This is a genomic window from Micromonospora sp. NPDC047756 (assembly GCF_055587245.1).
The window spans coordinates 287,875-312,425 of the sequence record NZ_JBVJGQ010000007.1 but is presented as its reverse complement, the minus strand read 5'-3'; the positions used below and the strand labels follow the sequence as shown (position 1 = coordinate 312,425).

Below are 24,551 nucleotides of genomic sequence, written 5' to 3'. Positions count from 1 at the left end.
CAAGCTACTTTTCATCACCTGATCAAGGGAAGCGGATGGACCGAGGTCGCTAGAAGTCGTCGTCGAAGGCGACGGTGCCGGTCACCCCGACCTGGTACGCCGACACCCGCCGCTCGAAGAAGTTGGACAGCTCCTGCACGTCCTGCAACTCCATGAAGCCGAACGGGTTGCTCGACCCGTAGTGCGGCGCGATGCCGAGCTGGGCGAGGCGACGGTCGGCGACGTGCTGGAGGTACTCCCGCATGTCGGCCAGGGTCAGACCGGGCACCCCCTGACCCACCAGGTCCTCGGCGAACTGCACCTCACACTCGACCGCCTCGGTGAGCATCCGGCGAACCTGGTCGGCGAGGTCGTCGTCGAACAGGTCCGGCTCCTCGGCGCGGACGGTGTCGACGACGTCGAACGCGAACGCCATGTGCATGGACTCGTCGCGGAACACCCAGTTGGTGCCCGAGGCGAGACCGTGCAGCAGGCCACGGGAGCGCAGGAAGTAGACGTAGGCGAACGCGCCGTAGAAGAACAACCCCTCGATGCAGGCGGCGAAGCAGATGAGGTTGAGCAGGAACGTGCGCCGGTCCTCGCGGGACCGCAGCTCCCGCAGGTCGTTGAGCGAGTCGATCCACCGGAAGCAGAACTCCGCCTTGCGACGAATCGAGGGGATGTTCTCGATGGCCGCGAAAGCCTCGAAGCGCTCCGTCTCGTCGGGGACGTAGGTGTCGAGCAGGTTGAGGTAGAACTGGACGTGCACGGCCTCCTCGAACAGCTGGCGGGACAGGTAGAGGCGACCCTCCGGGCTGTTGACGTGCTGATAGAGGTTGAGCACCAGGTTGTTGGCGACGATCGTGTCGCCGGTGGCGAAGAACGCCACCAGGCGGCTGACCAGGTGCCGTTCGGCTGGCGACAACCTGTCCAGGTCGGCGAGGTCGGCGTGCAGGTCGACCTCCTCGACAGTCCAGGTGTTGCGGATCGCGTCGCGGAACCGGTCGAAGAAGTGCGGGTAGCGCATCGGGCGCAGAGTGAGGTCCATCCCGGGGTCGAGCAGCATGTGCGTGGTCCTCGTGTCGGTGGTGCTGGCGTCGGTGGTGGCGGCTTCGGGAACGGTCACTGGCATGCCTCGCACGACTCGGGGTTCTCCAGCGAGCAGGCGAGCGCCTCCGCGTCGAGGGCCACGGACGCGAGAGCGACGGGTGCGACGGGTGCGACGGCGCTGACGGTGGCCTGCTGGATCCGCGTCGCGGGACGCGAGCGCAGGTAGTAGGTGGTCTTCAGCCCGGCCTTCCAGGCATAGAGGTACATCGAGGAGAGCTTGCCGATGGTCGGCGCGGCCAGGAACAGGTTCAGCGACTGGGACTGGTCGATGAACGGAGCACGGGCGGCGGCCAGGTCGATCAGCGCCCGCTGCGGCAGCTCCCACGCGGTGCGGAACAGCTCCCGTACGCCGACCGGCAGCTCGGCGATGTCCTGCACCGACCCCTCCGCCCGCTTGATGGCCGAACGGATCCGTTCGGTCCACAGACCGCGGGCCTTCAGCTCGCGTACCAGAGCGGTGTTGACCTGGAGGAACTCCCCCGACAGGGTCTCGCGCTTGAACAGGTTGGACACCTGCGGCTCGATGCACTCGTAGCACCCGGCGATCGAGGCGATGGTCGCCGTCGGCGCGACCGCCACCAGCAGCGAGTTGCGCAGCCCGTGCGCCGCGACCTCTTCCCGCAGGGCCGCCCAACGTGCCGTCTGCGTACCCTCGACACCCCACAGGTCGGGCTGGAGCTGGCCCCGCGCGGCCCGGGTCTGCGGGTACGCCGGGTGCGCGCCGAACTCGCGCGCCAGGTCGGCGGAGGTCTCCAGCGCGGTCAGGTACAGCTCCTCGCTGATCCGGGTGGACAGCTCGCGGGCGGCCGGCGAGTCGAACGGCAGCCGCAACGCGAAGAAGGCGTCCTGCAGGCCCATCAGCCCGAGCCCGACGGGCCGCCAGCGGGGGTTGCTCGCCGCCGCCTGCGCGGTCGGGTAGTAGTTGATGTCGATGACCCGGTCGAGGAAGGTCACCGCGGTCCGCACCGTCGCGCGCAGCCGCTCCCAGTCGATGCCGTCGGCGCTGAGGTGGGCGGCGAGGTTCACCGAGCCGAGGTTGCACACGGCGGTCTCGGCGTCACTGGACACCTCGACGATCTCGGTGCAGAGATTCGACAGGTGCACGACGTTGCCCGGCTCGGCGGTCTGGTTGCAGAGCCGGTTCGACGCGTCCTTGAAGGTCATCCACCCGTTGCCGGTCTGGGCGAGGGTCCGCATCATCTTCCCGTACAGCTCCCGCGCCGGGACCTGCCGCACGTAGCGGCCCTGCGCCTCGGCCTGCCGGTACGCGGCGTCGAACCGCTCCCCCCACAGGTCGGGCAGCTCGGGCACCTCGTGCGGGTCGAACAGCGACCACGGCTCGTCGGCCTCGACCCGACGCATGAACTCGTCCGGCACCCAGTTGGCCAGGTTCAGGTTGTGGGTGCGGCGGGCGTCCTCGCCGGTGTTGTCCCGCAGTTGCAGGAACTCCTCGATGTCCGGGTGCCACGGCTCCAGGTAGACGCAGGCAGCGCCCTTGCGTCGGCCACCCTGGTTGACCGCGGCGACGCTCGCGTCCAGCGTGCGCAGCCACGGCACGATCCCGTTGGACTGCCCGTTCGTGCCCCGGATCAGCGCGCCCCGGGAGCGGACCCGGGAGTACGCGATGCCGATGCCCCCGGCGAACTTGGACAGGTTGGCGACCTGGGCGTACCGGGCGTAGATCGAGTCCAGCTCGTCGAGCGGGGAGTCGACCAGGTAGCAGGAGGACATCTGGGTGTGCCGGGTGCCGGAGTTGAACAAGGTCGGTGAGCTGGGCAGGTAGGCCAGGCTGGACATCAGCCGGTAGAAGTCGACCGCCTCGCCCGCCGTCCGGGACAGGCCGCAGGCCACCCGCAGCAGCCAGTACTGCGGGGTTTCCAGCACCAGTCTGCTGGTGGGGTGGCGCAACAGATAGCGGTCGTACACCGTGCGCAGGCCGAAGTACTCGAACCGGCGGTCGCCGTCCGGGTCGATGGCGTCATCGAGCGTCGCGGCGTGTGCGGCGACGAAGACGGCGGTGTCGTCACCGATCAGGCCCTCGGCGTGGCCGACCCGGATCGCCGCGCTGAACGAGGTGATGCCCTGTCGACGCACCTCCTTGTCGACGTAGCCGGCCAGCAGCCGCGCGGCCAGACGCGAGTACTGCGGCTCCTCACCGATCATCTCGGCGGCGGTCTGGATGGACAGCCGGTCGAGTTCGGCAGTGGTCGCGCCGTCGTAGAGGCCGCTGATGGTGCGGGTAGCCACCCGCAACGGGTCGACGTCGGTCAGGTCGTCGGCCCACCGCTCGACCGCCCGGACGATTCTGTTCACGTCCACGGGTTCGGTGCCGCCGTCGCGCTTGCGGACCTGCATCGGCGTCCGCCGCACTGTCGCGTCGCCGCTGGCCGGGACTACCTCGGTGACTGTCACCACTCGCTCCTCGGAGTTCGAGACCTGGTGGCCCGGACGCGAGGAGACAGACACCGACGGACGCACGCCGGCAGCGGCGTGGGTCAGGTGGCGTCAGCCGTCCCACGCGGCCTCGGACCGCCGCCCACCCGGGTGCGGGTACGCGGCGCGCTGGCAGGTCTTCGGACTCGCGGGCACGACCGGGCTCGCCGGTCTCCTACTGGCCGTCGCTTCCCAGGCCGAATTGGTGGCCCAGTGCTCATGACGGCTGTCGTTCCCACTCACCGCTGCGGGACAGTCCCGGATTTCCACCGGGTTCCCTGTTGCCTCGACCGCACTGGATGAGCGGCCGAACCAGCTGCGCTCGACACCATATATAGGGACGCAGCCGTTGTCACACCCCACATGTCGGTCTCGGGCGTGTCGACGGCGATGCGGTGACCACCGTCACCAACCCCCGGGAGCACGCAGCAGCCGACCGACGCCGGGCACCGGAGACGGGGCTCCGCGCACGGGTGTCGACATTCGACAAAGATGTGACGTATCGGGGCCGTGGCACTGGAGGCCACGCCTATACGTCGCCGTCGATACGTTGCGGCGAGGTGGAACATCCAATCTCCGGGGTCCGCCGCGCGCGTCGAGTTGGCCTGCCAACCGGCATGATCGGCGTCAAGGCGGATCGGCGGGAGCGGGAAAACATCATATGTCTGCACGCCAGAGGTGATCGACAACGTTGACGCGCTGGAGCAGCCCTCCGTATACTCCCAGTGATCATCTGATCTTTAGCCTAGCTGGGCGAGGAGCGCATGCCGCAGATCACTGCCGTCACCGTCGAAGACGTCCGCTTCCCCACCTCCCTGACCGCTGACGGGTCAGACGCCATGAACAAGGACGGCGACTACTCGGCGGCCTACGTCGTCCTGCACACCGACGGCGTCGACGGCGTGGGCGCGCCACTCGCGGGACACGGCCTGACCTTCACCATCGGCCGAGGCAACGACATCGTCGCGGCGGCGGCAGTCCACCAGGCACAGCTCCTCGTCGGCCAGGACGTGGCAACGATGGCGGCGGACATGGGCGCGGTCTACCGCCTGCTCACCTCCGACTCGCAACTGCGGTGGCTCGGCCCCGAGAAGGGCGTCGTCCACCTGTCCCTCGCCGCCGTGCTGAACGCGTCATGGGACCTGGTCGCCCGGGTCGCCGACAAACCGCTGTGGCGGCTGCTCGTCGACATGACCCCCGAGCAACTCGTCGACATCGCGGACCTGCGCTACCTCTCCGACGCGCTGACCCGCGACGAGGCACTGGCCATCCTGCGGGCCAAGGAGAGCACGAAGGCCGCCCGCCTCGCCGAGCTCGACCGGACCGGCTACCCCGCCTACACCACCTCGGCGGGCTGGCTCGGCTACGGCGACGACAAGCTGCGCCGACTGTGCCAGGAGGCGGTCGACTCCGGCTACGGCTACGTCAAGCTCAAGGTGGGCGCCAACCTCGAGGACGACATCCGCCGATGCGCCATCGCGCGGGAGATCCTCGGGCCGGATCGCAACCTCATGATCGACGCCAACCAGGTGTGGGACGTCGGTCAGGCCATCGACTGGGTCACCGCCCTCGCCCGGTTCACGCCACTGTGGATCGAGGAGCCGACCAGCCCCGACGACATCCTGGGCCACGCTGCCGTCCGACGCGCCGTCGCTCCGATCGGCGTCGCCACCGGCGAGCACTGCCACAACCGGGTGATGTTCAAGCAGCTCTTCCAGGCCGAGGCCATCGACTTCTGCCAGCTCGACACCGGCCGGTTGGCCAGCATCAACGAGATCGTCGCCGTGCTGCTGCTGGCCGCGAAGTTCGACGTCCCGGTGTGCCCGCACGCCGGCGGTGTCGGGCTGTGCGAGATGGTCCAACACGTGTCGGTGCTCGACTACGTCGCGATCTCGGGGGACCTCACCAACCGGGTCACCGAGTTCGTCGACCACCTGCACGAGCACTTCACCGATCCCTGCATCATCCGCGACACCGGTTCCGGCAGCGGATACGTCCTGCCCAGCCAGCCCGGCTACTCCACCCGGATGCGTCCGGAGTCGGTGGCGCTCTACCGTTTCCCCGACGGCCACTACTGGGCGGCGACAGACCCGACTACCGTGTCATCTCCGGAGGCGGCGTACGTGATCGCGGGTGGGAAGGCCACCCCCGCCGGCCGTTAGGGGGGACATGTCACGCACCGACGAAGTGGTCAACGGCATCAAGCGGATGATCCTCGAAGGGCAGTTCCGGCCCGGAGACCGGCTGCCCATCGAGAAGGACCTCGCCGAGCAGCTCGGTGTCTCGCGGGGCTCCCTGCGCGAGGGGATGTCGGCCCTGTCGATCCTGGGGATCGTCAACATCCGGCAGGGCGACGGCACCTACGTCACCAACCTCGACGCGCCGCAACTGCTGGCCCCGATGAATTTCGTGGTGGACTTCCAGGGCCAGGGCGACCCCCGGCACATCCACACCGTCCGCCGGCTGCTGGAGTGCGAGGCCGCCTGCCTGGCCGCGACCAGGATCACCGACGAGGCCCTGGCCCAGGCGGGTGACCTGCTCGACGAGGCGGCCCGGTTGGTCGGCCAGTCGCCGCCGGACCACGAGCGGATCATGGAGATCGACATCGCCTTCCACCGGATCATCGCGGTGCACGCCGAGAATCCGGTGCTCGTCGGTCTGATCGAAGCCTTCGCCGGGCGCACCCTCCGTGGCCGGCTCTGGCGGAGTCTGCACGAGGAGGGCGCGGACCTGCGCACCCATGACGAGCACGTGGCGATTCTGAAGGCCCTCGTGGCACGGGACCCGGAGCGGGCGCGCACCCGGATGGCCAACCACCTGATCGGTGTGGAGGAGTCGTTGCAGGGGTTACCCGACGACGCTGACGCCAGCATCGAGACGGCCCGGTCGTGACCGACCCTCACGGCTGGACGTCGAGCAGCCCCTCGTCGTACAGCGCCGTCCAGAGTTGATCCGGGACGTCGACACCGGACCGACGCAGGGTCTCGGTCACCTGGGCGTCGTCGCGCATGCCGACAACGGTCGAGACCACGGCCGGGTGACGACGGACGAACGCCAACGCCGCCTGGGGCAGCGTGACGCCGTACGTCTGACAGACCCGCGCTATCCGGCGGGCGTGGTCGATCACCTCTGCCTGCGCCTGCCGGTAGTCGTAGACGGCGTCGGTCGACGGCATGTCCCGGGCCAGCAGCCCCGAGTTGTAGACACCGGCGACCACCACGCCGACGTGGCGGGCCTGCGCGGCGGGTAGCAGGTCGGTCAGCGCGCCCTGCTCCAGGAGGGTGTACCGGCCGGCGCACATCACCATGTCCACGTCGGTCTCCGCCACGAAGCGGGCCAGCATCGCCGACTGGTTCATTCCCGCACCGACGGCGCCGATCACGCCCTGCTCCCGCAGCTCCACCAGGGCCGGGATCGCCTCGTTCGCCGCCCGTTGCCAGTGCTCGTCCGGGTCATGCAGATACACCACGTCGATCCGGTCCAGGCCGGTGCGCCGAAGGCTCGCCTCGAGCGAACGGCGGACGCCATCGCGGCTGAAGTCCCAGACCCGGCGGTGGTCGGCGGGAACGTCGAACCCCTCCGGATCCCGCTGGTGCGCCGTCTCCGGTGACGGCACGAGCAGTCGGCCGACCTTCGTCGACACCACGTACTCGCCGCGGGGGCGGGAGCGCAGGGCCGCGCCCAGCCGTCGTTCGGACAGGCCCAGCCCGTAGTGCGGTGCGGTGTCGAAGTATCGGATGCCGCCTGCCCACGCGGTGTCCACGGCGGCGGCGAACTGCTCGTCGGACGTCGCCCGGTAGAGATTGCCGCCCTGGGAGGCGCCGAAGCCCAGTGGGCTCAGCCGCGGCGGCGGTGCAGCGCCGCCGCGGCTCGGCGGACCCGCGGGACCCCGGGCACCTCCCTGGACGGCCGCCGTCACCGCTCGTCCCGACCCACGCTGGTGCTGCCGGTCATCGCGGCGACCAGATCGTCGGTGGTGGCCTCGTCGGCGCGGAGTTGGGCCGCGCGCCGGCCGAGGCGCAGCACCTCGACCCGGTCGGCGATCTCGAGGACCTGCGGCATGTTGTGGCTCACCAGCACCACCGACATGCCGGCGTCGCGGGCCCGCCGGACGACGTCGAGCACCCGCCCGGTCTGGACCACCCCCAGGGCCGCGGTGGGCTCGTCGAGGATGACCACGTTGGTCGCCCAGATGATGGCCCGGGCCACCGCCACACACTGCCGCTGCCCACCGGACAGCATCGCGATGGGGGTGGTGACCCGGGGGATCCGTACGCCCAGTTCGTCCAGGGCGGCGGCGGCGCCGTGGCGCATGGCGCGCTTGTCCAGCAGCCCGAGCCGGCCGAGTGGTCCGGAGCGCAGGATCTCCCGGCCGAGATACAGGTTGGCGGCGACGCTGAGGTCGTCGGCGACGGCGAGGTCCTGGTAGACGGTCTCCACTCCGGCCCGTCGGGCGTCGACCGGGGTGTTGAACTGGACCGGACGGCCGCCGACGCGGATCTCGCCCTCGTCCGGCGGGTGCACACCGGACAGGGTCTTGATCAGAGTGCTCTTGCCGGCGCCGTTGTCGCCGATCAGCGCGACGACCTCGCCCCGGCGGACCGTGAAGTCGGCGCCGCGCAACGCCTCGACGTGCCCGAACCGCTTGACGATGCCGCGGGCTTCGAGGACCGGCGGCTCCGCGTCGGTGGGCTGCTGGTCGCTGTCCGCGGTGGCCGTGGGAATCGCGCCCATCACTGCACCGGCGGGTTGGCGCAGCTGGGCTCGAGCACCGCCTTGATCTCCGCCGAGTCGATGTTCTCCTTGGTGACGAACGTGACGCCGGTGTCGGCCGACGCGAGCGGCGCCTTGTCCCGCAGGTGCTTGACCATCTTGTCGACGCCGAAGTAGCCCATCTTGAACGGGTTCTGCACGACCAGCGCCGAGATCTGGCCGCTGCGTACGCCGGCGATCTCGTCGGGGGCGGCGTCCCACCCGATGATGACCACCTTGCCGGACTTGCCGGCGGCCTGGATGGCCTGCGCGGCACCGAGCACGCTCGGCTCGTTGGCCGCGAAGACACCCTTCAGGTTGGGGTTGGCGGTGAGGATGTTCTCGGTGACCCGTCGGGCCTCGTTGACGTCGCTCTTGCTCGGCTGCTGGCCGACCAGCTTCAGGTTCGGGTACTGGGCGAGGCCGGCCTTGAAGCCGTCGACCCGCTCGGTGTTGGTCTGCGAACCGGGCTGGAACTCGACCAGCGCCACCTCGTGGTTGCCGGGGCCGAGTTCGGTGGCCAGCAGCTTCGCCGCCTCGGTCGCCGACGCACGGTTGTCGGTGGCGAAGAGGGGCACGTTCGACGGCTGCGGGCTGGTGCCGGAGTCGATCATGGCGACCGGGATGTTGGCGCTGAGCGCCTTGTCGGTCGCCGGCGCGAGCGCGCTGGAGTCGGTCGCCGCGTAGACGATGCCGTCGACCTTCTTGGTCACGAAGTTCTGGATCAGGTTGACCTGGCCCTCGACGTCGGTCTCGGCGGTCACGCCGTCCCACTGGACGGTGACGTCCCCCGCGCGCTGAGCGGCGCACTCGGCGCCCGCCTTGACGGTGTTCCAGTAGTCGGCGCCGACCGCCTTGGGGACGACGGCGAGCTTCAACGGGCCGCTCGCGTCCTTGGCCGCGCCGTCGCCGCCGCCGTCACGGACCTCGACCCCGCCGCAGGCGCTGAGCAGGGCGGTCGCCGCGGCCGCGGCCAGGATCGCCTGCGCGCGCAGGAGTCGTCCTCGCGTCCGCCGGCTGGTGGTGGTGTGTGCCATGGTGTGTGTCCTTCCTCGTTCGGACTCTCGGAATGGCATGTCAACCCCGTGATTCCAGCCGCCGGCGGCGGTACTGGTCGAAGTAGACGGCGGCCCAGATGATCACGCCGACGATCACCTGCTGGTAGTGGATGCTGATGTCGAGCAGGACGGCGCCGTTGCGGACCAGGGCGATGAGGAACGCGCCGATGATGGTCCCGACGATCCGGCCCTGCCCGCCGAACAGGCTGGCTCCGCCGATGACGGCGGCGGCGATGACGTCGAGTTCCAGTGAGATCCCGTAGTTGGGCTGGCCGGAGTTGACCCGGGACGCGGCGATCATGCCGCCCAGCCCGACCAGCACGCCGGCCAGCACGTACACCCCGGTCAGGTGCCGCCCGACCCGGATGCCGGAGCGGCGGGCCGCCTCCAGGTTGGAGCCCATGGCGTAGGTGTACTGACCGAAGCGGGTCTGGGAGAGCAGGAAGGCGACCCCGACGGCGACCAGGACGGTGATCACCACGGCGAACGGAATGCCGAGGATCTGCCCGTTGCCGAGCAGTTGGAAGGACCGGGGCAGGCCGTAGACGCCGACCGCGCCGGTGATGATGAAGACCAGCCCGCGGCCCACGGACATCGTCCCCAGCGTCGCGATGAACGGCGGAATCCGGGCCACGGTCACCAGCAGTCCGTTCAACAGCCCGGCCAGGGCGCCGACGCCGATCGCGACCGCCGTCGCCGCCCAGAGCGAGAAGCCGAGGTCGCGCACGACCATCGCGCCCAACACGCCGGCGAGAGCGGCGACCGACCCCACGGACAGGTCGATGCCCTTCGTGATGATGACCATCGTCTGGGCGGTGGCGATGATGGCGATCACCGCCGTCTGGGCCCCGATGTTGAAGAGGTTGTCCGCGGTCAGGAAGTAGGGACTCGCGAAGGTCAGGGCGATGAACAGGACGACCAACGCGGTCGCGGCGGTGAATTCGGAGACGGCGTGGGAGATCCGTTCCCGGAACCAGTCGCTGAGTTCGCCGCGCTGCGTGCCGGCGGTTGCCTCGGCGCTACTCATCGTCGGACCTGACCTCCCCAAGCGTGGCGCCGGCGTCCGACGGGGACCCGCCGACGAGCCGAACGTCTGTGAGCGACCGACCCGCTCGGCCGGCGGTGCGGCGAGGTGCCCGCACAACCCTTGGAGATAGGTCGGATGTTTCCCGCGATCAGGCGTTACCTTGCCACGCATTCACGTATGTTGCCAAGGTCTTGCGGGCATGTTTTGCCATCGTTACCTGTGCCGCCGAAGCCATAGGTCTGACCAAATCGACATCGACTGCCACCGCCAGCATGTTATCGATAACATGCTATGTCCCGAGGTCGAAAGGCGCTGCCGTCTCAGGACGGAGCCAGCCGGTAGACACGGCCGGCGGTCCGGCGCCAGATCGCGGCCCGCTCGTCCTCGGACAGCGGGTCCAGCAGGTCACCGAGGACGGTGACCCAGCGGGTGTACGAGGTGGCCAGCAGGCACACCGGCCAGTCCGAGCCGAACATCAGCCGATCCGGCCCGAACACGTCAAGGGCGTGCTCGACGGCGGGCCGCAGGTCCGCCGCGGTCCAGGACGCACGGTCCACCTCGGTCACCAGGCCGGAGAGCTTCGCCGTGGTGTTGGCCTCAGCCGCGAACGCCCGCAGGTCGCGCTGCCAGTCAGCGAGACCGGCGCGCCCCAGCGGAGGCTTGCCGAGGTGGTTCAGGACGAAGCGCACCTGGGGCAGGTCGCGGACGAGCCGGACGGCCGCCGGCAGCTGGTGGTGGCGCACCAGGAGGTCGAAGGCGAGACCGGCGGCACCGACCGCGGCGATGCCGTGCCGCACCTCGGGGCGGTCGAGATAGGTCGGGTCGGGTTCGGACTGGACCAGGTGCCGGATCCCGACCAGCCGTTCGCCGCCGCGCGCCGCGCGTAGTCGGGCGAGGCGACGGTCGACATCGGCCGCGGTGAGGTCGACCCAGCCGACGACCCCGGCGACGAGCGGGTCGTCGGCCGCGATGCCGAGCAGCTCAGGCGTCTCGGACCGAACGGCGACGGACTGGACGACCACGGTCTGGGTGACCCCGGCGGCCCGGGTCGCCGGGGCGAGCTCGACCGGCGTGAAGTCGTCGTCGATCGCGGCCATGGTGTGCGGATCGATCCAGGACTGTGGGTGCCGCGTCCGGACCCAGAGGTGGTGGTGCGCGTCGACGATGCCCGATCGCCGCGCGACCTCGCCGGTCGTCACCGGACCCGCCCCAGCGCGTTCTCGCCCACCGCACACCCCGCCCAGCCGCTGATCGAACCCTCCGGGTCGACCCGGAGCCACGGAGCCGATCTGGCAGATTGACCATGTTAGCGGTAACAGCGTGTTGCCGAGTCCCGAACGCGCGCCACCACCGGCTTGCGACAGTGTCGCCTTTTGGTCTGACGAATCCGCCGGTACCCGCGGCTGGTCGGCCGAGTCGGCGTCCCGGTGGGTGGACGGGTCCGGGGCACGGGTCCGGGTTGACCGCCCGAGGCGGCACCGATACCGTCGACGCACTATCTGCGGCGACGCGAGGGAAGCCGGTGTGAATCCGGCGCGGTCGCGCCACTGTGAGCGGTTCCCCAAGCACAACCGGGGTCCGCGAGCCAGGACGCTCGGTCGTCCGCAGCCTTGCGATGGGGACGCGTCATCCCTGGGGAGGTTCGTGTATTCATGTCTAGCTCCGCTACCAGCCAGCCGGTGGTGCACCCCGCCGGCAGCGCCCGTCTTCTGTGGACTGCCCTGGCGACCGTTGCCGCGCTCGCCCTGCTGACGTATCTCGTCGCGTTCGACCAGGGCGCGGTGTCGCGCAGTGGGATGTACCTGCACGAGCTGATGCACGACGGCCGGCACCTGCTGGGCGTCCCGTGCCACTGACCACTACCACCCGCACTCCCCCGTTCCTCGCCGTCCTCGTCCGCGGCCTGCTGGCCGGCCTGATCGCCGGCCTGCTGGCCGGGGCGTTCGCGTACGTCGCCGGCGAACCGCACGTCGAGGCGGCCATCGCCATCGAGGAGGCGGCGACCCACGCGGAGCCCGCCGCTGGTGCGCACGATCACGAGGACGCCCTGGTCAGCCGGACGGGTCAGCGTGGCGGCCTGTTCCTGGCCACCGCCCTGTTCGGGGCCGCGATGGGTGGCCTGCTGGCCACGGCGTACGTCCTGCTGTCCCGGCGGCGGCGCGGCGACGACGACGGGCGGTGGGGTCTGCTGCTGGCCGGCGCGGCGCTGCTCGGCGCGGTGATCGTGCCGTTCCTCAAGTACCCGGCGAACCCACCGGCGGTCGGCGACCCGGCCACCATCAACCAACGGACCGTCACCTACCTGTTGATGGTGGTGCTCGGGCTGGTGGCGGTGTGGGCCGGCTCGCTGGGCTACCGGTCGGTCGGTGCCCACGCGCCGACGTGGCTGCGCGCGGCCGCGGCCGTGGGCGGGTTCCTCCTGGTCACGGCAGTGTCGTACGTGGTGATGCCGTCCTTCCAGGAGGTTCCGGCGGACTTCCCCGCAGCCCTGCTGTGGGAGTTCCGGCTGGCCTCGCTGGGCACCCAGGTCGTGCTCTGGACCGGCATCGGCCTGCTGTTCGCGGCCCTGATGCACCACGAGCGGCGTCGCCGGGCCGGCACCGCGCTACCGAGCACGTGAGGGGCACCAGCCTTCGGCTGGTCGCCCACGGTCACACCGCCGCGCTGCGCCGGGCCCGCTTCGGTGGTGCCGACGACGGCCTGGACGAGGGTGGCCGGCGTGCTGCCCTCGCCCAGGCTGGCGCGGGTGTGGACCGGCCTTGGCACCTCGGGGCGTACGACGCCTGCCTGTCCAGCCCGGCGGTGGCCGCCCGACAGACGGCCGACGCCTTCGGCCTGCTGCCGACGGTCGAGACGGCGTTGGCCGACTGTGACTACGGGGGCTGGTCCGGGCGGTCGCTCGAGGAGGTCGCTGAATCGCAGCCGCAGGCGCTGCACGACTGGTTGTCCGCCCCGGATCGCGCGCCGCACGGTGGCGAGTCCGTCGTGGACGTGCGGGATCGGGTCGGCGGCTGGCTGGACGCGCGGCACCGGGCCGGTGGTCGAGTCGTCGCGGTCACCCACCCGCTGGTGATCCGGGTCGCGGTGGTGCACGCCCTCGGCCTTCCGGTGGGGACGTACCGGCAGGTGGACGTGGAGCCGTTGGCTGTCGTCCGGCTCACCAGCCAGGGTGCGCGCTGGCACCTTCGACTGGGCGGGTGAGAAGCAGGTCGAGGTCACACCGAACGGCACCGGCCGTGCCCACTCATCGTGGGCACGGCCTGCGGGTGTCAGCCGCCTGCTCAGTGCTGCCGGGTGGGCAGGCGCAGCTCCACCGGCTCGGGCGGGAGGTCGTCGACACCGGCGGCGACGGCCTGTTCGTGGCGGCGGCGCGCCGAGGGCAGGGCGAGTGCCGCGAAGACGGCCAGGACCGCCACGCCAGCGCACACCCAGAAGCCGGCGGTGAACGCCGTGTCGGTGGGTAGCCCCTGGGGAGTGCTGTTCGAGGTGATGACGGCTGCCACGACCGCCGCGCCGATGCTGCTGCCGATGGTGCGGGCGATGGTGTTGACGCCGCTCGCCTCGCCGGTCTGCCCGGCCGGGACGCTCTCGATGATGGCGTTGGACATCGCCGCGAACGCCAGGCCGATGCCGGCGCCGGTGAGCACCCCGGAGAGCAGCACCTGCCAGGTCGCGCCGTGCGCGAGCGCCGGCAGCACGAACGCGACGACGACCGCGACCGTGCCGAGGAACATCGGCACCTTGGGGCCGAAGCGTCGGTCCAGCAGACCCGCGAGGGGACCGAAGACCACCATCATCAGGACGGTTGGCAGCAGGAACAGGCCCGCCTGGGACACCGTCTTGCCGAACCCGTACCCGGTGGCTGCGGGGAGTTGCAGCAGGGTCGGCACCAGCACGAACGTTCCGAACATCGCGAAGCCGAGGATCAGGGCGACGAGGTCGGTGGCCCAGACGCCGCGGATCCGCATCAGGCGCATGTCGATGAGCGGCTCGCGTACCCGTAGCTCGACACGGACGAACACCACCATCGCGACCACGCCGAGCAGGAAAAGGCCGATGGTCTTCGGCTCGGTCCAGCCCCAGCCCTGTCCCTTGCTCACGGCCAGCAGCAGCGAGACCAGCGACACCGACAGGATGGCCGCGCCGAGCATGTCGAGCCGTCCGGGCGTGCGGACCCGAGACTCGGGCATCCCGAAGATGGTTCCGAGCAGCGCGACGACGACGAGGACCAGTGGCAGCCAGAACAGCCAGTGCCAGGACAGGTGCTCCACGATCGGGCCCGCGGCCACGATGCCGACACCGGCGCCGACCCCGAAGATCGCCGACAGCAGGCCGACGGTGACGCCGACCTTCTCCCGGGGCAGTTGGTCGCGGACGATGCCGATCGACAGCGGCAGGATCGCTCCGGCGGCTCCCTGGAGCGCCCGCGCGACGATCAGCACGGTCAGGTTGGGGGCCAGGGCGGCGAGCAGGGTGCCCGCGGCGAGGGCGGCGAGGACGCCGATGAGGACCCGGCGCTTGCCGATCATGTCACCGAGACGTCCGAGAATGGGCGTCAACACCGAGGCGGCCAACAGGTACGCCGTGAGCACCCAACTGATGTCTCCGGTCGAGACGCCCAGTTCCCTTCCGATGGTCGACAGCGCGGGCGCCACCAGCGACTGGAGCACCGCGAACGCCAGGCCGCCCAGCGACAGGTACAGCACCAGGAGACCGCTGTTGGCGCGCGGGGCGGCGCCGGACGCGAAGTCGAGGTCCGTCGACTCCTCGATGGTGTGGGTCATGAGATCCTCGAACTAGATGTAAACGTCTGCTGACTTAGCCAGTATGCGCTGCTCGGCACTCATGTCAACAGTCGTTTACGTCACTCTGAACCCGTAGCGGACCTTGCGGTCCACGCAAAGTCAACATATGTTTACTTGCTGGGTTCGACCGAGCGGCCGGGTGGCCGGCAACCCACCCGCGCCCGAACGACAGGAAGGACGCGTCGTGACAGCAGAACCGCCCGTCCCCGCGACCGGCGACACCGCCGACGAACCGGCCCAGCGTCGCCGTCGGGACGCGGCCGAGACCCGGCAGTTGCTGCTCGACGCCGCCCGCCAACGCTTCGCCCGGGACGGCTACGCGGCCACCACCGTCCGGGACATCGCCGACGACGCGGGCGTCAACGTGGCGCTCATCAGCCGCTACTTCACGTCCAAGGAGGGCCTGTTCGAGGCGTGCCTGCGCGCCGCAGGCGACGAACTGGGTCGAACCACCGGTCAGACGCCCGCCGACCGGGTGCCCGAGGCCATCGCCCGGCACATCGCCGGGCTCGGCGCGGCGGGCCTGTCGAGCCAGCTCGCACTGCTGTTGCGGTCCTCCGGGGACGCGCGGGCCGACGAGATCCGGCGTGGTGTGCTGGTCCGCTCCAGCGAACAACTCGCAGCGGCTCGCGGGTGGCGTCCTGGCGAACCGGACAGCCACCAGCTCCTGCTGCGCGCCCAGATGGCCCTCGCCGCCGGCATCGGAGTCGCGGTGCTGCGGTCGTCGATCCGGCTGGAACCGCTGAGTTCAGCCACCGAGCATGACCTGGTCGGGCCGCTGCGCGACCTGGTCGACGCGCTGCTGCCACCGCACTGAGCGCTGGTCACTGCGGTAGCGCGTGGGGCGGGCCGTCACCACGGCCCGCCCCACACTGCGTTGTCCCCGCCTCGGTGCTAGCCGGTGACGGTGAACGGTCGGGACACCGTGGTGCCCGACGTGGCGCCGTTCAGCGTGACGCTGGTCGCGCCCGCCTTCGCCGGGCCAGAAACGCTGACCGTCGCGCCGGAGATGACGCCGTCACCGTTCGCGCGCACGGTGCTGACCGCCAGTCCCGTCCCGAAGGCGATCGTGACCACCTCGTTCGGCGCGAACCCGGAACCGTCGACCATGATCGACGTGCCGCGCGGACCCGAGGTGGTCAACAGCGACACCCGGGGCTGGTAGGTCCGCGCCTGCGGCTCCCCGGTGACCTGGACGGTGGCCGTGGCCGGCGTACGCGAGGACGCGCCCGTCGCGGTCACGGCGTACCGACCGGGTTGCGCGTCACCGGCGGTCGGCACCGAAACGCGGACCGTTCCCGTCGCGGAGGCCGCGACCTTCACGGTACGGGCCGGGTCGGTCCCGACGTTGACGGTCACCTGCTCGCCGGCGGCGAAACCGCTGCCGGTGACGGTGATCGCGCCGCCGGTGGTGACGGCGCCGGACGAGGACAGCGCGATCGCCGGCTGCGATCCGCTCCGAGCCACGGTCACGGTGAAGGATTCGGTGCTGCTCGACACCGTGTCCCACGCGGTGACGCGCACCGTGTAGGTGCCCTCCCGTGCGTAGGTGTGCTGGCCGCTCATCGCACCCGACGCGCCGATCGTCACGTCGTCCGGAACCGTGCCGTCACCCCACTGGACGCGGGCACGGTAGCCCGTCGTACCGGGAACGCCGCCGGCCACCGCACCGAGGTTCGCCGCGAGGGCCTGGCCGGCGGTGGCCGTCTGGCTCTTCGGGGCGGCGGTCGTCAGCGCCGGGGCGGGCGTGCCGTCGTTGGCCACGGCGAACACGTGGATCCGACCCGCCGAGCGAGGGTCACCGGTCTGCGTCGGCAGGGTCACCGACACCAGCGTCTTGCCCGCCGGGATCTGGTACGGCGCGGTGGCGAAGAGGAACGGCTGGGCGGCGTCGCGGCTCGTGCCCTGCAACCGGTACGCCGTCCGGGTGACGACGATGTTGCCGTAGGACGGGGTGCCGTTGGCGTTGCCGCCCAGCGTCCAGTCACTCAACTGGATCGGGATGCTGGCCGTGCTGCCGTCGCTGAACGTCGCCGTGCCGGTGGTGCTCTGGTTGCCCTGCGTTCCGGCACCGATGAAGGAGATGCTCGTCGCGTCGTGCGGAAGGTCGAGGACGACCGTCGCCCCGTTGCCGGTGGCGTTGTCCGGCTGCCCGGCCGGGATCACCGGCAGGGTGAACCGCAGCGCCGTTCCGGGCACCTGCTGGGCCTGGCCCTGGCTGGCACCACCGGCCGCCAGGGCGGCCCGGGAGTACGCCCAGGACTTGGCGTCACAGTCCGCGGCCAGGGCCCCTTCGTCGCCGACGCAGACGCTGTCGAAGGCGGCGGTGAGACCGGAGGCCGGGGCGTACGCCACCTCGACGCCGACCGTCGTGGCGCTCTGGGTCTCGCCGTCGGTCACCGTGACGGTCGCCTGGTGGTAGCCGGGCGTGGTGTAGGTGTGCGACCCACCGATGCGGTAGACGGCCCGCGAGCTCAACGTCACGGTGCCCTCGGTGGCCGGCGTGCCGTCGCCCCAGTCGATGGTGGCCCGGTAGCCGCCGGCGTCGCCGCCGGTGACGGTGGCCAGCGGCACCGAGACGGGTGCGCCGGTGCTCGCGTGCACGCCGTCCGCCGCGGTGACGGTGATGTCACCGCCCCCGAGGTCGAGGTCTCCCCCGGCCAGCAGCTCAACCTCGGCGAGGGTGGTCTGCGCGGCGCCGACGGTCTTCGCGACGGCGAGGCGGAACTGCGCGAACCGTCCGGGCTTGTCGATCGAGTACGGGCGGGTCTGGTTACGCCACGGGAACACCTGACCGCTGCGGGAGTCCACGGTGGTCCAGGTGAGGCCGTCGTTGGAGCCCTGCAGACGCCAGTCCGCCGGATCGCCGGCAGCGGCCCCGGACGTGACCGTGTAGTACTTCGGCTTCTGCTTGCCACCACGGAAGGCCCAGGTGATCTGCGGGGTCGCCGAGGCGAAGGTCAGCTGCGTGGTCGACGAGTCGTCGAACAGCTTCGACGCGTCCTGACCGCCGGTCGCGGTCGCGGTGCCGAGACCGGGGCCGGTGACGTCCTGCAACGGCTTCGGCGCCTCGTCACCCTTGGTGAGCGACGGCGGGGCGTCGTTCTTGCCAGTGCCCCACGACGACGGCTTGGATCCCATCTGGAAGTCGATGGTGCCGCCCTTGGCGAGCGTCGCGACGTCCAGGGACAGGCCGCGCTGCTTCTTGCCGTTGACCGACACGCCCTGCACGTAGATGTTCGCCGCGCTGTTGTTCGGCGCGTTGACGACGATGTCGCCGCTGCTGCGGCGCACGGTCATCCTGGTGAACTGCGGCGAGCCGATCGCCCACTCGGACGACCCGGCCTGCAACGGGTAGATGCCCAGCGAGCTGAGGATGTACCACGACGACATCTCGCCGTTGTCCTCGTCGCCCAGGTAGCCCTGGCCGATCTCACTGCCGACGTAGAGTCGCCGCAGGATCTCCCGCACCGTCTCCTGGGTCCTGGCGGGCGCGCCCGCCACGTTGTACATGTACGGGATGTGGTGCGACGGCTGGTTGCTCATGCCGAGCTGACCCATCCGTACCGCGCGCGCTTCGAGCATCTCGTGGATGACGCCGCCGTACCCACCGGGACGGTCGGCGTTCTCCGGAGTCGTGAAGAACGCGTCGAGCTTGTCCCGCAGCGCCTTCTGCCCGCCGTACAGGTTGATCAGGCCCTGGCCGTCCTGCTGGGCGGTGAACGCGAAGTTCCACCCGTTGGTCTCGGTGTAGACGCCACCCCAGTCCAGCGGGTCACCGGCGAGGAAGTTGCCGGCGGCGTCGCGGCCCTGGAAGAGCTTCGTCTTCGGGTCGAAGAGGTGGACGTAGTTGCGGGCCCGCTCCAGGAAGTAGCGCGACTCCTCGGTGAGCCGGGCACGCTCCGACTTCGGCGTGGCCGGGTCCTTGGCCAGCGCCGCGCCCATGGTGCCGATGCCGAAGTCGTTGATGTAGCCCTCCAGCGCCCAGGACACCGACTCCCCGGTGGACGTCGGCGTGTAGCCGAGGAACAGGGAGCTCTCGATGCCCTTGCGCCCGACCGCGCTGCGCCCGGACGCGACGGTCGCGTCCTTGACGGCCGCGTCGTACGCGGCGAGCGGGTCGGGCAGCTTGACCCCGGTGAGGTACGCCTGGGCCAGTGCCACGTTCGCGCTGGTGCCGGTCATCAGGTCGGCGTAGCCGGGGGACGACCAGCGGGCGATCCAGCCGCCGTCACGGTAGTGCTGGACGAACCCGTCGGAGATCTTCGCGGCGACGTCCGGGTACAGCAGCGCGTAGGCGGGCCACACGGTGCGGTAGGTGTCCCAGAAGCCGTTGTTGACGTAGATCTGCCCGTCGACGATCTTCGCGCCGGTCCGGGTGGGGGTCGACGCGCCGGTCGGCGCCGAGACCGGGCTCGCGTACTGCCAGCGCGGCGCGGCGGCGGTGCCGGTGTTCTCCGACTGCGAGTTCGGGTAGAGGTTCAGCCGGTACAGGTTCGAGTACATGGTGACCAGTTGCGCCTCGGTGGCGCCCCGCACCTCGACCCGGCCGAGCCGGTCCTTCCAGGCGGCCGTCGCGGCGGCGTGGATCTGGTCGAAGCTCTTGCCGGTGACCTCAAGGTCGAGGTTGCGGCGGGCCTGGTCGACGGAGAGGAACGACGTGGCGAGGCGCATCGTCACCTCCCTCGATCCGGCGATGTCGAAGGTGGCCGAGGTCGCGGCGGACGCCGTCGGCGCCCGGTCGAAGGTGCCGGAGACGAACATCCGGCTCCGACCGGCCGACAGGCCGCTGCCGTTCTCGACCCAACCGGTGAACGTGCCGTCCGTGCCGATGGTGAACGTGCCGTTGTGGAAGACGAGGCTTCCGGTCGGCTGCCCGGTGGGGAAGGTGAACCGCATGATCCCCGCGTGGTCGGTGGGCGACATCTCCGCGATCAGGCCGTTCTGGAGCGTGACCCGGTAGAGGTCCGGCTGTGCCGTCTCGTCGTCGTGGGTGAAGGCGAGCGCACGACCTGCCGGCTGACCGGTGAGCGACCCGCCACCGACGACCGGCATGACCGACATCTGGTTGCGGTCACCCATCCAGGGGCTGGGCTCGTGGGAGATCGCGAGGCCCTGGAGCATGGGCAGGTTGGCCTCGTTGTTCTTCCGGTGGTACTCGTACTCCCAGGAGTCGGAGGTCGCGTCGGTCACCGGGGTGAAGAAGTTGAACCCGTTCGGTACGGCGGTGATCGGCAGGTTGTTGCCGCGCGAGAAGCCGCCCGTCGAGTTGGTGCCCCGCCGGGTGTCGACGTAGTTGGTGAGCGTCGAGCCGTCGATCGACGCCGGCGCGGCCGTCAGCTCGATGTCGTCGAGCCAACCCTGGAACCGGGTCTCCCCGGTGGCCTGCGGGTTGTCGTACGCGAGCAGGATGCGGTCGATCGTCTTGCCGCGCGCGACGGTGCCCAGGTCGGCCTGCACCACGTTCCACTGGTCGGCGAAGAGCACCTTCGAGGCGCCCTGACCGGCGCCGGTGAGCGGGTAGCCGTGTTGGTCGGCGGCCGAGCGGCCACTCAGGTAGCTGCCGTCGGTGAAGCGCAGGTCGACGGCGGTGTAGGTGGACGGGTACCGGCCGTCCCCGCCGGTGAACTCGGGGAAGATCTTGTACGACAGGCGGGTCTTCGGCCCGACCGGGATGCTGACGTCGAAGAGCTTGTTGGTCGCGTACGACCGGCCGTTGCCCTCGGCGCCGCCGGAATAGCGCAGCGCGGCCAGTCCGGTGAACCCGACGTCCGGCTTCGTGGTGTAGCCGCCGTTCGGGCCGGCGGTCGCCTCGCTGACCATCGGGGTGGCCGGCGGGCGGACGTCGGAGCCGTCGCTGATGTTCCAGTCGGCGAGCTGCACGAGCGAGTCACCGGAGTTCGCGGTGACGTTGAGCCGGTAGAAGCCGTAGGTGTTCGGGTTGGTGAAGCTGTACGTGTTGGTGGCGAAACGTCCGCTGAACTTCTCGCCGGCGCGCTTGTCCAGGTCGGTCCAGGTGGTGCCGTCGTTCGACCCCTGGACGACGAAGTCCTTCGGGTCGCGGGTCGGCGCGTCGTTGGCAGTGGTCAGCGAGTAACGCCGCACTGTCGCCGGCTTGGCGAGCTGGTAGGTCACCCAGCCGGTGGACGCGAACACGAGCCACTTGGTCGACGGGTCGTCGTCGGCGAGGTTCGCGGCGACCTCGCGCGGCGTGTTCTCGTCGCTCGCGGTCACGGCGCTGACCTGGGCGAGCAGGCTGCCGGGGAGGGTGGCGACCTTGCCGCTGAGGTTGGCCTGGACGGGCTTTCCGTTCGGGCCGATCTCGACGGTGCTGGTGGCGGGCTGCGGGTCGGCGGCCTCGAAGGATGAGGTGAAGGTGCCGGGGGTGGCGGGGGCGGCGTTCGCCAGGGGCGCGGCGACGAGCAGGCCCAGCGGTAGCAGGGCGGTTGTCGTCGCCGCGATCAGGCGGCGCGAGAGTGGACGCGCAAGGGGGGTGTGCGACATGAGGGACGGAGCCTTTCGACTCGAACCGGGTCGAGTACGTCGAACGTCTGGGCAGTGTGGAGCGGGTGGTGGGCCGAGCCCTGACATCGTTGTCATGAGAGTGCGTGAGCAACGGGAGCCGGGCTGTGGACTGCCGCTGATAGTTCCGGGCGCAGCACGGCCGTGTCAACGGGTCGGCCGCGCGGAAACCGCGACCGCCCGCACTGGGGGCCCGGCCGCCGACGTACCGGGCCTCGACGCCGCCGGATGACGTACGTCGAGGCCCGGGCACGGATCAGCAGTAGAGGTTGGCTCCGGCGGACACGCCGAGGATGCCGACGAACTGCTGGTATCGGGTGACGCGGCTCTGCACCTGGGCGGGGTTTCCGCCGTTGCACTCGATCGAGCCGTTGATGCTGCGGATGGTCTGACCGAACCCGGCGCCGTTGACCATCGCATTGTGGGCGGTCATGGTGCCCGGCCCGTTCTGGGTCATCCAGTACCAGATACCGGTCTTCCAGGCCACCGCGGCGTCGGTCTGCACCAGCCACGGGTTGGTCAGCAGTGGCAGGTTGAGCGCGTTGCCCGCGGCGTTGTAGTTGAAGTTCCAACTGAGCTGGATCGGCCCCCGCCCGTAGTAGGCGGCCTGCCCGGCGGGACACCCGTAGGGCTGGCCGGGGTCGCAGTAGTGCGGGTAGTTGGCGGTGTTCTGCTCGACGATGTGCACGAGCCCGCCGGTCTCGTGGTAGACGTTCGCCAGGAAGGCGGCCGCCTCCTGCCGCTGGACGGTGGCACTGCCGCTCTTCGCGAACGCCGGGTAGGCGCTGAGCGCGGCGACGAGACCGGAGTAGGTGTAGAAGGAGTTGCGACCCGGGAACATCTGGTTGAACTGGGCCTCGGTGACCACGAAGCCCCCCGGGTTGGTGGGCGGCGGGGTGGTCGGTGGTTGACCACCACAGGTGTACGGCTCCCAGTACCAGGTGCTGACAACGGGGTCGTACCCGGGATTGTCGTGCTCGGCGATGTAGTAGAGGCCGTTGGTGTACCGCACGATCGCCCCGGTGGCGTACCACGTTCCGGCGGCCCAGTTCGGGTAGGCGCAGGTCCCCCCGGTGGGCGGCGTGGTGCCGCCTCCGCACGCGCCGAGGTCCTCCCAGACGCCGGTCGTGCCCGGCGGGGCCTCGTTCTGGGTCCACCACTTCGCCCGGTAGTTGCGGCCGTTGTGGGAGACCTGGGCGTCTCCCCAGTAGACGGCCGAGGCCTGCCACGACGCTGAGCAGGCCGCCGCCGACGCGGCGGTGGCCGGGATGATCGCGACCAGTCCGCCGGCGACGATCAGCGCCGCCAGCGCGACCAGCGCGCGGAGTCTTGTCATGTGGTTGCTCCCTTCTCGGGGCTCCAGGGGCCGAAATCCGAGCCGGATATCGACACGAGTGACTGTAACATCTTCTGTTCACAATCTTTACTAATTGGCCCCCTCAGCCGACCACAACGCCGTGGCACGCGGCCGATACTTCCGATGAATTTCCGGATCATGCTGCTCTCCCGCGCTGCGATCGGCGTCGATGGACTCGGCGGCAGATCGACCTGAACGACGTCCCAACTGGCCACGGCATGCGCCCGCCCCACAAGCCGCCCTGCGCTGTTCCGGAGTGATTCCGGAAGTTGTTGACGTGTTCGAATTCTCGCTGTAATACTCCGATCCACTGAGGTCGATGCGACAGCAGGCCGCGATCCACCCACCACCACACCTGTCCGGACTGCGCCGTCCGCCGTCCGGGTCTGCGAGAAGGGGCACCAGATGAGCCGACTCCTCCCCCGCACGGCCCTGTGGTCGAGGCGGTTGCGCGCGGCGCTCGCCGTCCTCGCCACCGCGGTCGCCATGTGCGGCGTCGTCCTCGCCGCCACCTCGACCCCGTCGAGCGCCGCCACCTGCAACGGCTACGTCGGCCTCACCTTCGACGACGGCCCGACCGGCAGCACCAACGCGCTGCTCACCGTGCTGCGCAACAACGGCGTACGGGCCACGATGTTCAACGTGGGGCAGAACGTCCAGAACAACAGGTCGGCCGCACAGGCACAGGTGGCCGCCGGCATGTGGGTCGCCAACCACAGCTGGAACCACGCCCACATGACCTCGATGAGCCAGTCCCAGATGCAGTCGGACCTGTCCCAGACCAGCTCGGCGATCCAGTCGGCGACCGGCAGCCGGCCGGTGCTGTTCCGGCCCCCGTACGGCGAGACCAACTCCACCCTGCAGTCGGTGGCGTCGTCGCTGGGCATGCGCCAGATCCTCTGGGACGTGGACTCGCAGGACTGGAACGGCGCCAGCGTCAGCCAGATCGTGTCCAACGCGAGCCGACTCCAGGCCGGTCAGGTCATCCTGATGCACGACGGGATCCAGAACACCCGCGACGCCATCCCCCAGATCATGGCCAACCTGACCAGCCGCAACCTGTGCCCCGGCATGATCTCGCCGTCCACCGGCCGCGCGGTCGCGCCCGACGGCACGACCCCGCCGACCACCCCGCCGCCGACCACCCCGCCGCCCTCCGGCGGCACCTGCACCGCGACCGCCACCACCCCCAACGTCTGGGGCGACAGGTACAACACGTCGGTGACGGTCAGCGGCGCCACCACGTGGACCGTGGTCGTGGCCCTCACCTCGCCGCAGCGGGTCTCCACCGTCTGGAACGGCACCGCCACCTGGGACAGCAGCGGGACAGTCATGACCATGCGGTCCAACGGCAGCGGCAACACCTTCGGCTTCACCACGATGACCAACGGCAACAGCAGCGCCCGCCCACAGATCCGCTCCTGCACCTCGGGTTGACATCGCCCAGGTTGAGTCGTGCGCGGTGGGTGCGCCCGGCACCCACCGCGCACCTGGCGATCCGGCACGCG

17 protein-coding genes and 2 riboswitches are annotated in these 24,551 nt (G+C 70.3%); of the genes, 7 read left to right on the top strand and 10 right to left on the bottom strand.

Annotated features, from left to right (window positions below; genetic code table 11):
* Nucleotides 1-49: 49 nt before the first annotated feature.
* A complete protein-coding gene (locus ACZ6NZ_RS24560) occupies nucleotides 50-1,045 on the bottom strand; it encodes a ribonucleotide-diphosphate reductase subunit beta (RefSeq protein ID WP_366609851.1) in 996 nt (331 codons plus the stop codon).
* 56 nt (nucleotides 1,046-1,101) lie between these two features.
* Nucleotides 1,102-3,444 (bottom strand): ribonucleoside-diphosphate reductase subunit alpha, encoded by a 2,343-nt coding sequence (locus tag ACZ6NZ_RS24555; protein ID WP_465860496.1) that lies wholly within the window; start codon nucleotides 3,442-3,444, stop codon nucleotides 1,102-1,104.
* Nucleotides 3,445-3,636: 192 nt separating this feature from the next.
* Nucleotides 3,637-3,854, bottom strand: a riboswitch (cobalamin riboswitch).
* A 432-nt stretch (nucleotides 3,855-4,286) separates the two neighbouring features.
* Between ACZ6NZ_RS24555 and ACZ6NZ_RS24550 the strand changes: the two genes are divergently transcribed.
* Nucleotides 4,287-5,684 carry an enolase C-terminal domain-like protein gene (locus tag ACZ6NZ_RS24550; protein ID WP_465860357.1) on the top strand — a complete coding sequence of 466 codons (1,398 nt, stop codon included), beginning with the start codon at nucleotides 4,287-4,289 and terminating at the stop codon, nucleotides 5,682-5,684.
* Nucleotides 5,685-5,691: 7 nt separating this feature from the next.
* On the top strand, nucleotides 5,692-6,414 hold the full coding sequence (locus ACZ6NZ_RS24545; RefSeq protein WP_366609495.1) for a FadR/GntR family transcriptional regulator: 723 nt from the start codon (nucleotides 5,692-5,694) through the stop codon (nucleotides 6,412-6,414).
* A 7-nt stretch (nucleotides 6,415-6,421) separates the two neighbouring features.
* Here the strand turns inward: ACZ6NZ_RS24545 and ACZ6NZ_RS24540 are convergent, their stop codons facing one another.
* The 5 genes from ACZ6NZ_RS24540 to ACZ6NZ_RS24520 form a co-directional block, all read right to left on the bottom strand.
* Nucleotides 6,422-7,441 carry an aldo/keto reductase gene (locus ACZ6NZ_RS24540; RefSeq protein ID WP_465860356.1) on the bottom strand — a complete coding sequence of 340 codons (1,020 nt, stop codon included), beginning with the start codon at nucleotides 7,439-7,441 and terminating at the stop codon, nucleotides 6,422-6,424.
* The gene (locus tag ACZ6NZ_RS24535; protein WP_366609498.1) at nucleotides 7,438-8,256 is read right to left on the bottom strand and encodes an ATP-binding cassette domain-containing protein; all 819 of its coding nucleotides are present in this window, start codon (nucleotides 8,254-8,256) and stop codon (nucleotides 7,438-7,440) included. The genes ACZ6NZ_RS24540 and ACZ6NZ_RS24535 overlap by 4 nt, the downstream gene beginning before the upstream one ends.
* Nucleotides 8,256-9,311: an ABC transporter substrate-binding protein gene (locus ACZ6NZ_RS24530; protein ID WP_366609500.1), complete on the bottom strand. Its 1,056-nt coding sequence runs from the start codon at nucleotides 9,309-9,311 to the stop codon at nucleotides 8,256-8,258. The genes ACZ6NZ_RS24535 and ACZ6NZ_RS24530 overlap by 1 nt, the downstream gene beginning before the upstream one ends.
* 40 nt (nucleotides 9,312-9,351) lie before the next feature.
* Complete coding sequence (locus tag ACZ6NZ_RS24525) at nucleotides 9,352-10,359, bottom strand: ABC transporter permease (protein ID WP_091406814.1); 1,008 nt, start codon at nucleotides 10,357-10,359, stop codon at nucleotides 9,352-9,354.
* A 320-nt stretch (nucleotides 10,360-10,679) separates the two neighbouring features.
* A complete protein-coding gene (locus ACZ6NZ_RS24520; RefSeq protein WP_465860355.1) occupies nucleotides 10,680-11,558 on the bottom strand; it encodes an amidohydrolase family protein in 879 nt (292 codons plus the stop codon).
* A gap of 315 nt (nucleotides 11,559-11,873) precedes the next feature.
* Nucleotides 11,874-11,953: riboswitch (cobalamin riboswitch) on the top strand.
* 58 nt (nucleotides 11,954-12,011) lie between these two features.
* On the opposite strand from ACZ6NZ_RS24520, the gene ACZ6NZ_RS24515 reads away from it, so the two are divergent.
* The 3 genes from ACZ6NZ_RS24515 to ACZ6NZ_RS24505 are packed head-to-tail and all read left to right on the top strand — an operon-like array spanning nucleotide 12,012 to nucleotide 13,560.
* Nucleotides 12,012-12,215: a CbtB domain-containing protein gene (locus ACZ6NZ_RS24515; protein WP_355010105.1), complete on the top strand. Its 204-nt coding sequence runs from the start codon at nucleotides 12,012-12,014 to the stop codon at nucleotides 12,213-12,215.
* On the top strand, nucleotides 12,206-12,979 hold the full coding sequence (locus tag ACZ6NZ_RS24510) for a CbtA family protein (protein WP_465860354.1): 774 nt from the start codon (nucleotides 12,206-12,208) through the stop codon (nucleotides 12,977-12,979). Before ACZ6NZ_RS24515 ends, ACZ6NZ_RS24510 begins: the two co-directional genes overlap by 10 nt.
* On the top strand, nucleotides 12,976-13,560 hold the full coding sequence (locus ACZ6NZ_RS24505; RefSeq protein WP_465860352.1) for a histidine phosphatase family protein: 585 nt from the start codon (nucleotides 12,976-12,978) through the stop codon (nucleotides 13,558-13,560). The genes ACZ6NZ_RS24510 and ACZ6NZ_RS24505 overlap by 4 nt, the downstream gene beginning before the upstream one ends.
* Before the next feature lie 80 nt (nucleotides 13,561-13,640).
* Here the strand turns inward: ACZ6NZ_RS24505 and ACZ6NZ_RS24500 are convergent, their stop codons facing one another.
* Nucleotides 13,641-15,143: an MFS transporter gene (locus ACZ6NZ_RS24500; RefSeq protein WP_366609506.1), complete on the bottom strand. Its 1,503-nt coding sequence runs from the start codon at nucleotides 15,141-15,143 to the stop codon at nucleotides 13,641-13,643.
* A 205-nt stretch (nucleotides 15,144-15,348) separates the two neighbouring features.
* Between ACZ6NZ_RS24500 and ACZ6NZ_RS24495 the strand changes: the two genes are divergently transcribed.
* A complete protein-coding gene (locus tag ACZ6NZ_RS24495; RefSeq protein ID WP_465860350.1) occupies nucleotides 15,349-15,981 on the top strand; it encodes a TetR/AcrR family transcriptional regulator in 633 nt (210 codons plus the stop codon).
* Between the two features lie 77 nt (nucleotides 15,982-16,058).
* On the opposite strand, the gene ACZ6NZ_RS24490 is transcribed toward ACZ6NZ_RS24495, so the two are convergent.
* Both ACZ6NZ_RS24490 and ACZ6NZ_RS24485 read right to left on the bottom strand, forming a co-directional pair.
* Nucleotides 16,059-21,668: a GH92 family glycosyl hydrolase gene (locus tag ACZ6NZ_RS24490; RefSeq protein WP_465860349.1), complete on the bottom strand. Its 5,610-nt coding sequence runs from the start codon at nucleotides 21,666-21,668 to the stop codon at nucleotides 16,059-16,061.
* Between the two features lie 274 nt (nucleotides 21,669-21,942).
* Nucleotides 21,943-23,022, bottom strand: a complete 1,080-nt coding sequence (locus tag ACZ6NZ_RS24485; RefSeq protein WP_366609510.1) for a glycoside hydrolase family 19 protein — start codon at nucleotides 23,020-23,022, stop codon at nucleotides 21,943-21,945.
* Between the two features lie 426 nt (nucleotides 23,023-23,448).
* On the opposite strand from ACZ6NZ_RS24485, the gene ACZ6NZ_RS24480 reads away from it, so the two are divergent.
* Nucleotides 23,449-24,480 (top strand): polysaccharide deacetylase family protein, encoded by a 1,032-nt coding sequence (locus ACZ6NZ_RS24480; protein WP_465860348.1) that lies wholly within the window; start codon nucleotides 23,449-23,451, stop codon nucleotides 24,478-24,480.
* Nucleotides 24,481-24,551: the final 71 nt, after the last annotated feature.

Excerpts from the sequence above, each read along its gene's own strand:
- ACZ6NZ_RS24560 (WP_366609851.1), bottom strand. The coding sequence starts at position 1,045 with ATGCTGCTCGACCCCGGGATGGACCTCACTCTGCGCCCGATGCGCTAC.
- ACZ6NZ_RS24555 (WP_465860496.1), bottom strand. The coding sequence starts at position 3,444 with ATGCAGGTCCGCAAGCGCGACGGCGGCACCGAACCCGTGGACGTGAAC.
- ACZ6NZ_RS24550 (WP_465860357.1), top strand. The coding sequence starts at position 4,287 with ATGCCGCAGATCACTGCCGTCACCGTCGAAGACGTCCGCTTCCCCACC.
- ACZ6NZ_RS24545 (WP_366609495.1), top strand. The coding sequence starts at position 5,692 with ATGTCACGCACCGACGAAGTGGTCAACGGCATCAAGCGGATGATCCTC.
- ACZ6NZ_RS24535 (WP_366609498.1), bottom strand. The coding sequence starts at position 8,256 with ATGGGCGCGATTCCCACGGCCACCGCGGACAGCGACCAGCAGCCCACC.
- ACZ6NZ_RS24530 (WP_366609500.1), bottom strand. The coding sequence starts at position 9,311 with ATGGCACACACCACCACCAGCCGGCGGACGCGAGGACGACTCCTGCGC.
- ACZ6NZ_RS24525 (WP_091406814.1), bottom strand. The coding sequence starts at position 10,359 with ATGAGTAGCGCCGAGGCAACCGCCGGCACGCAGCGCGGCGAACTCAGC.
- ACZ6NZ_RS24515 (WP_355010105.1), top strand. The coding sequence starts at position 12,012 with ATGTCTAGCTCCGCTACCAGCCAGCCGGTGGTGCACCCCGCCGGCAGC.
- ACZ6NZ_RS24500 (WP_366609506.1), bottom strand. The coding sequence starts at position 15,143 with ATGACCCACACCATCGAGGAGTCGACGGACCTCGACTTCGCGTCCGGC.
- ACZ6NZ_RS24490 (WP_465860349.1), bottom strand. The coding sequence starts at position 21,668 with ATGTCGCACACCCCCCTTGCGCGTCCACTCTCGCGCCGCCTGATCGCG.
- ACZ6NZ_RS24485 (WP_366609510.1), bottom strand. The coding sequence starts at position 23,022 with ATGACAAGACTCCGCGCGCTGGTCGCGCTGGCGGCGCTGATCGTCGCC.
- ACZ6NZ_RS24480 (WP_465860348.1), top strand. The coding sequence starts at position 23,449 with ATGAGCCGACTCCTCCCCCGCACGGCCCTGTGGTCGAGGCGGTTGCGC.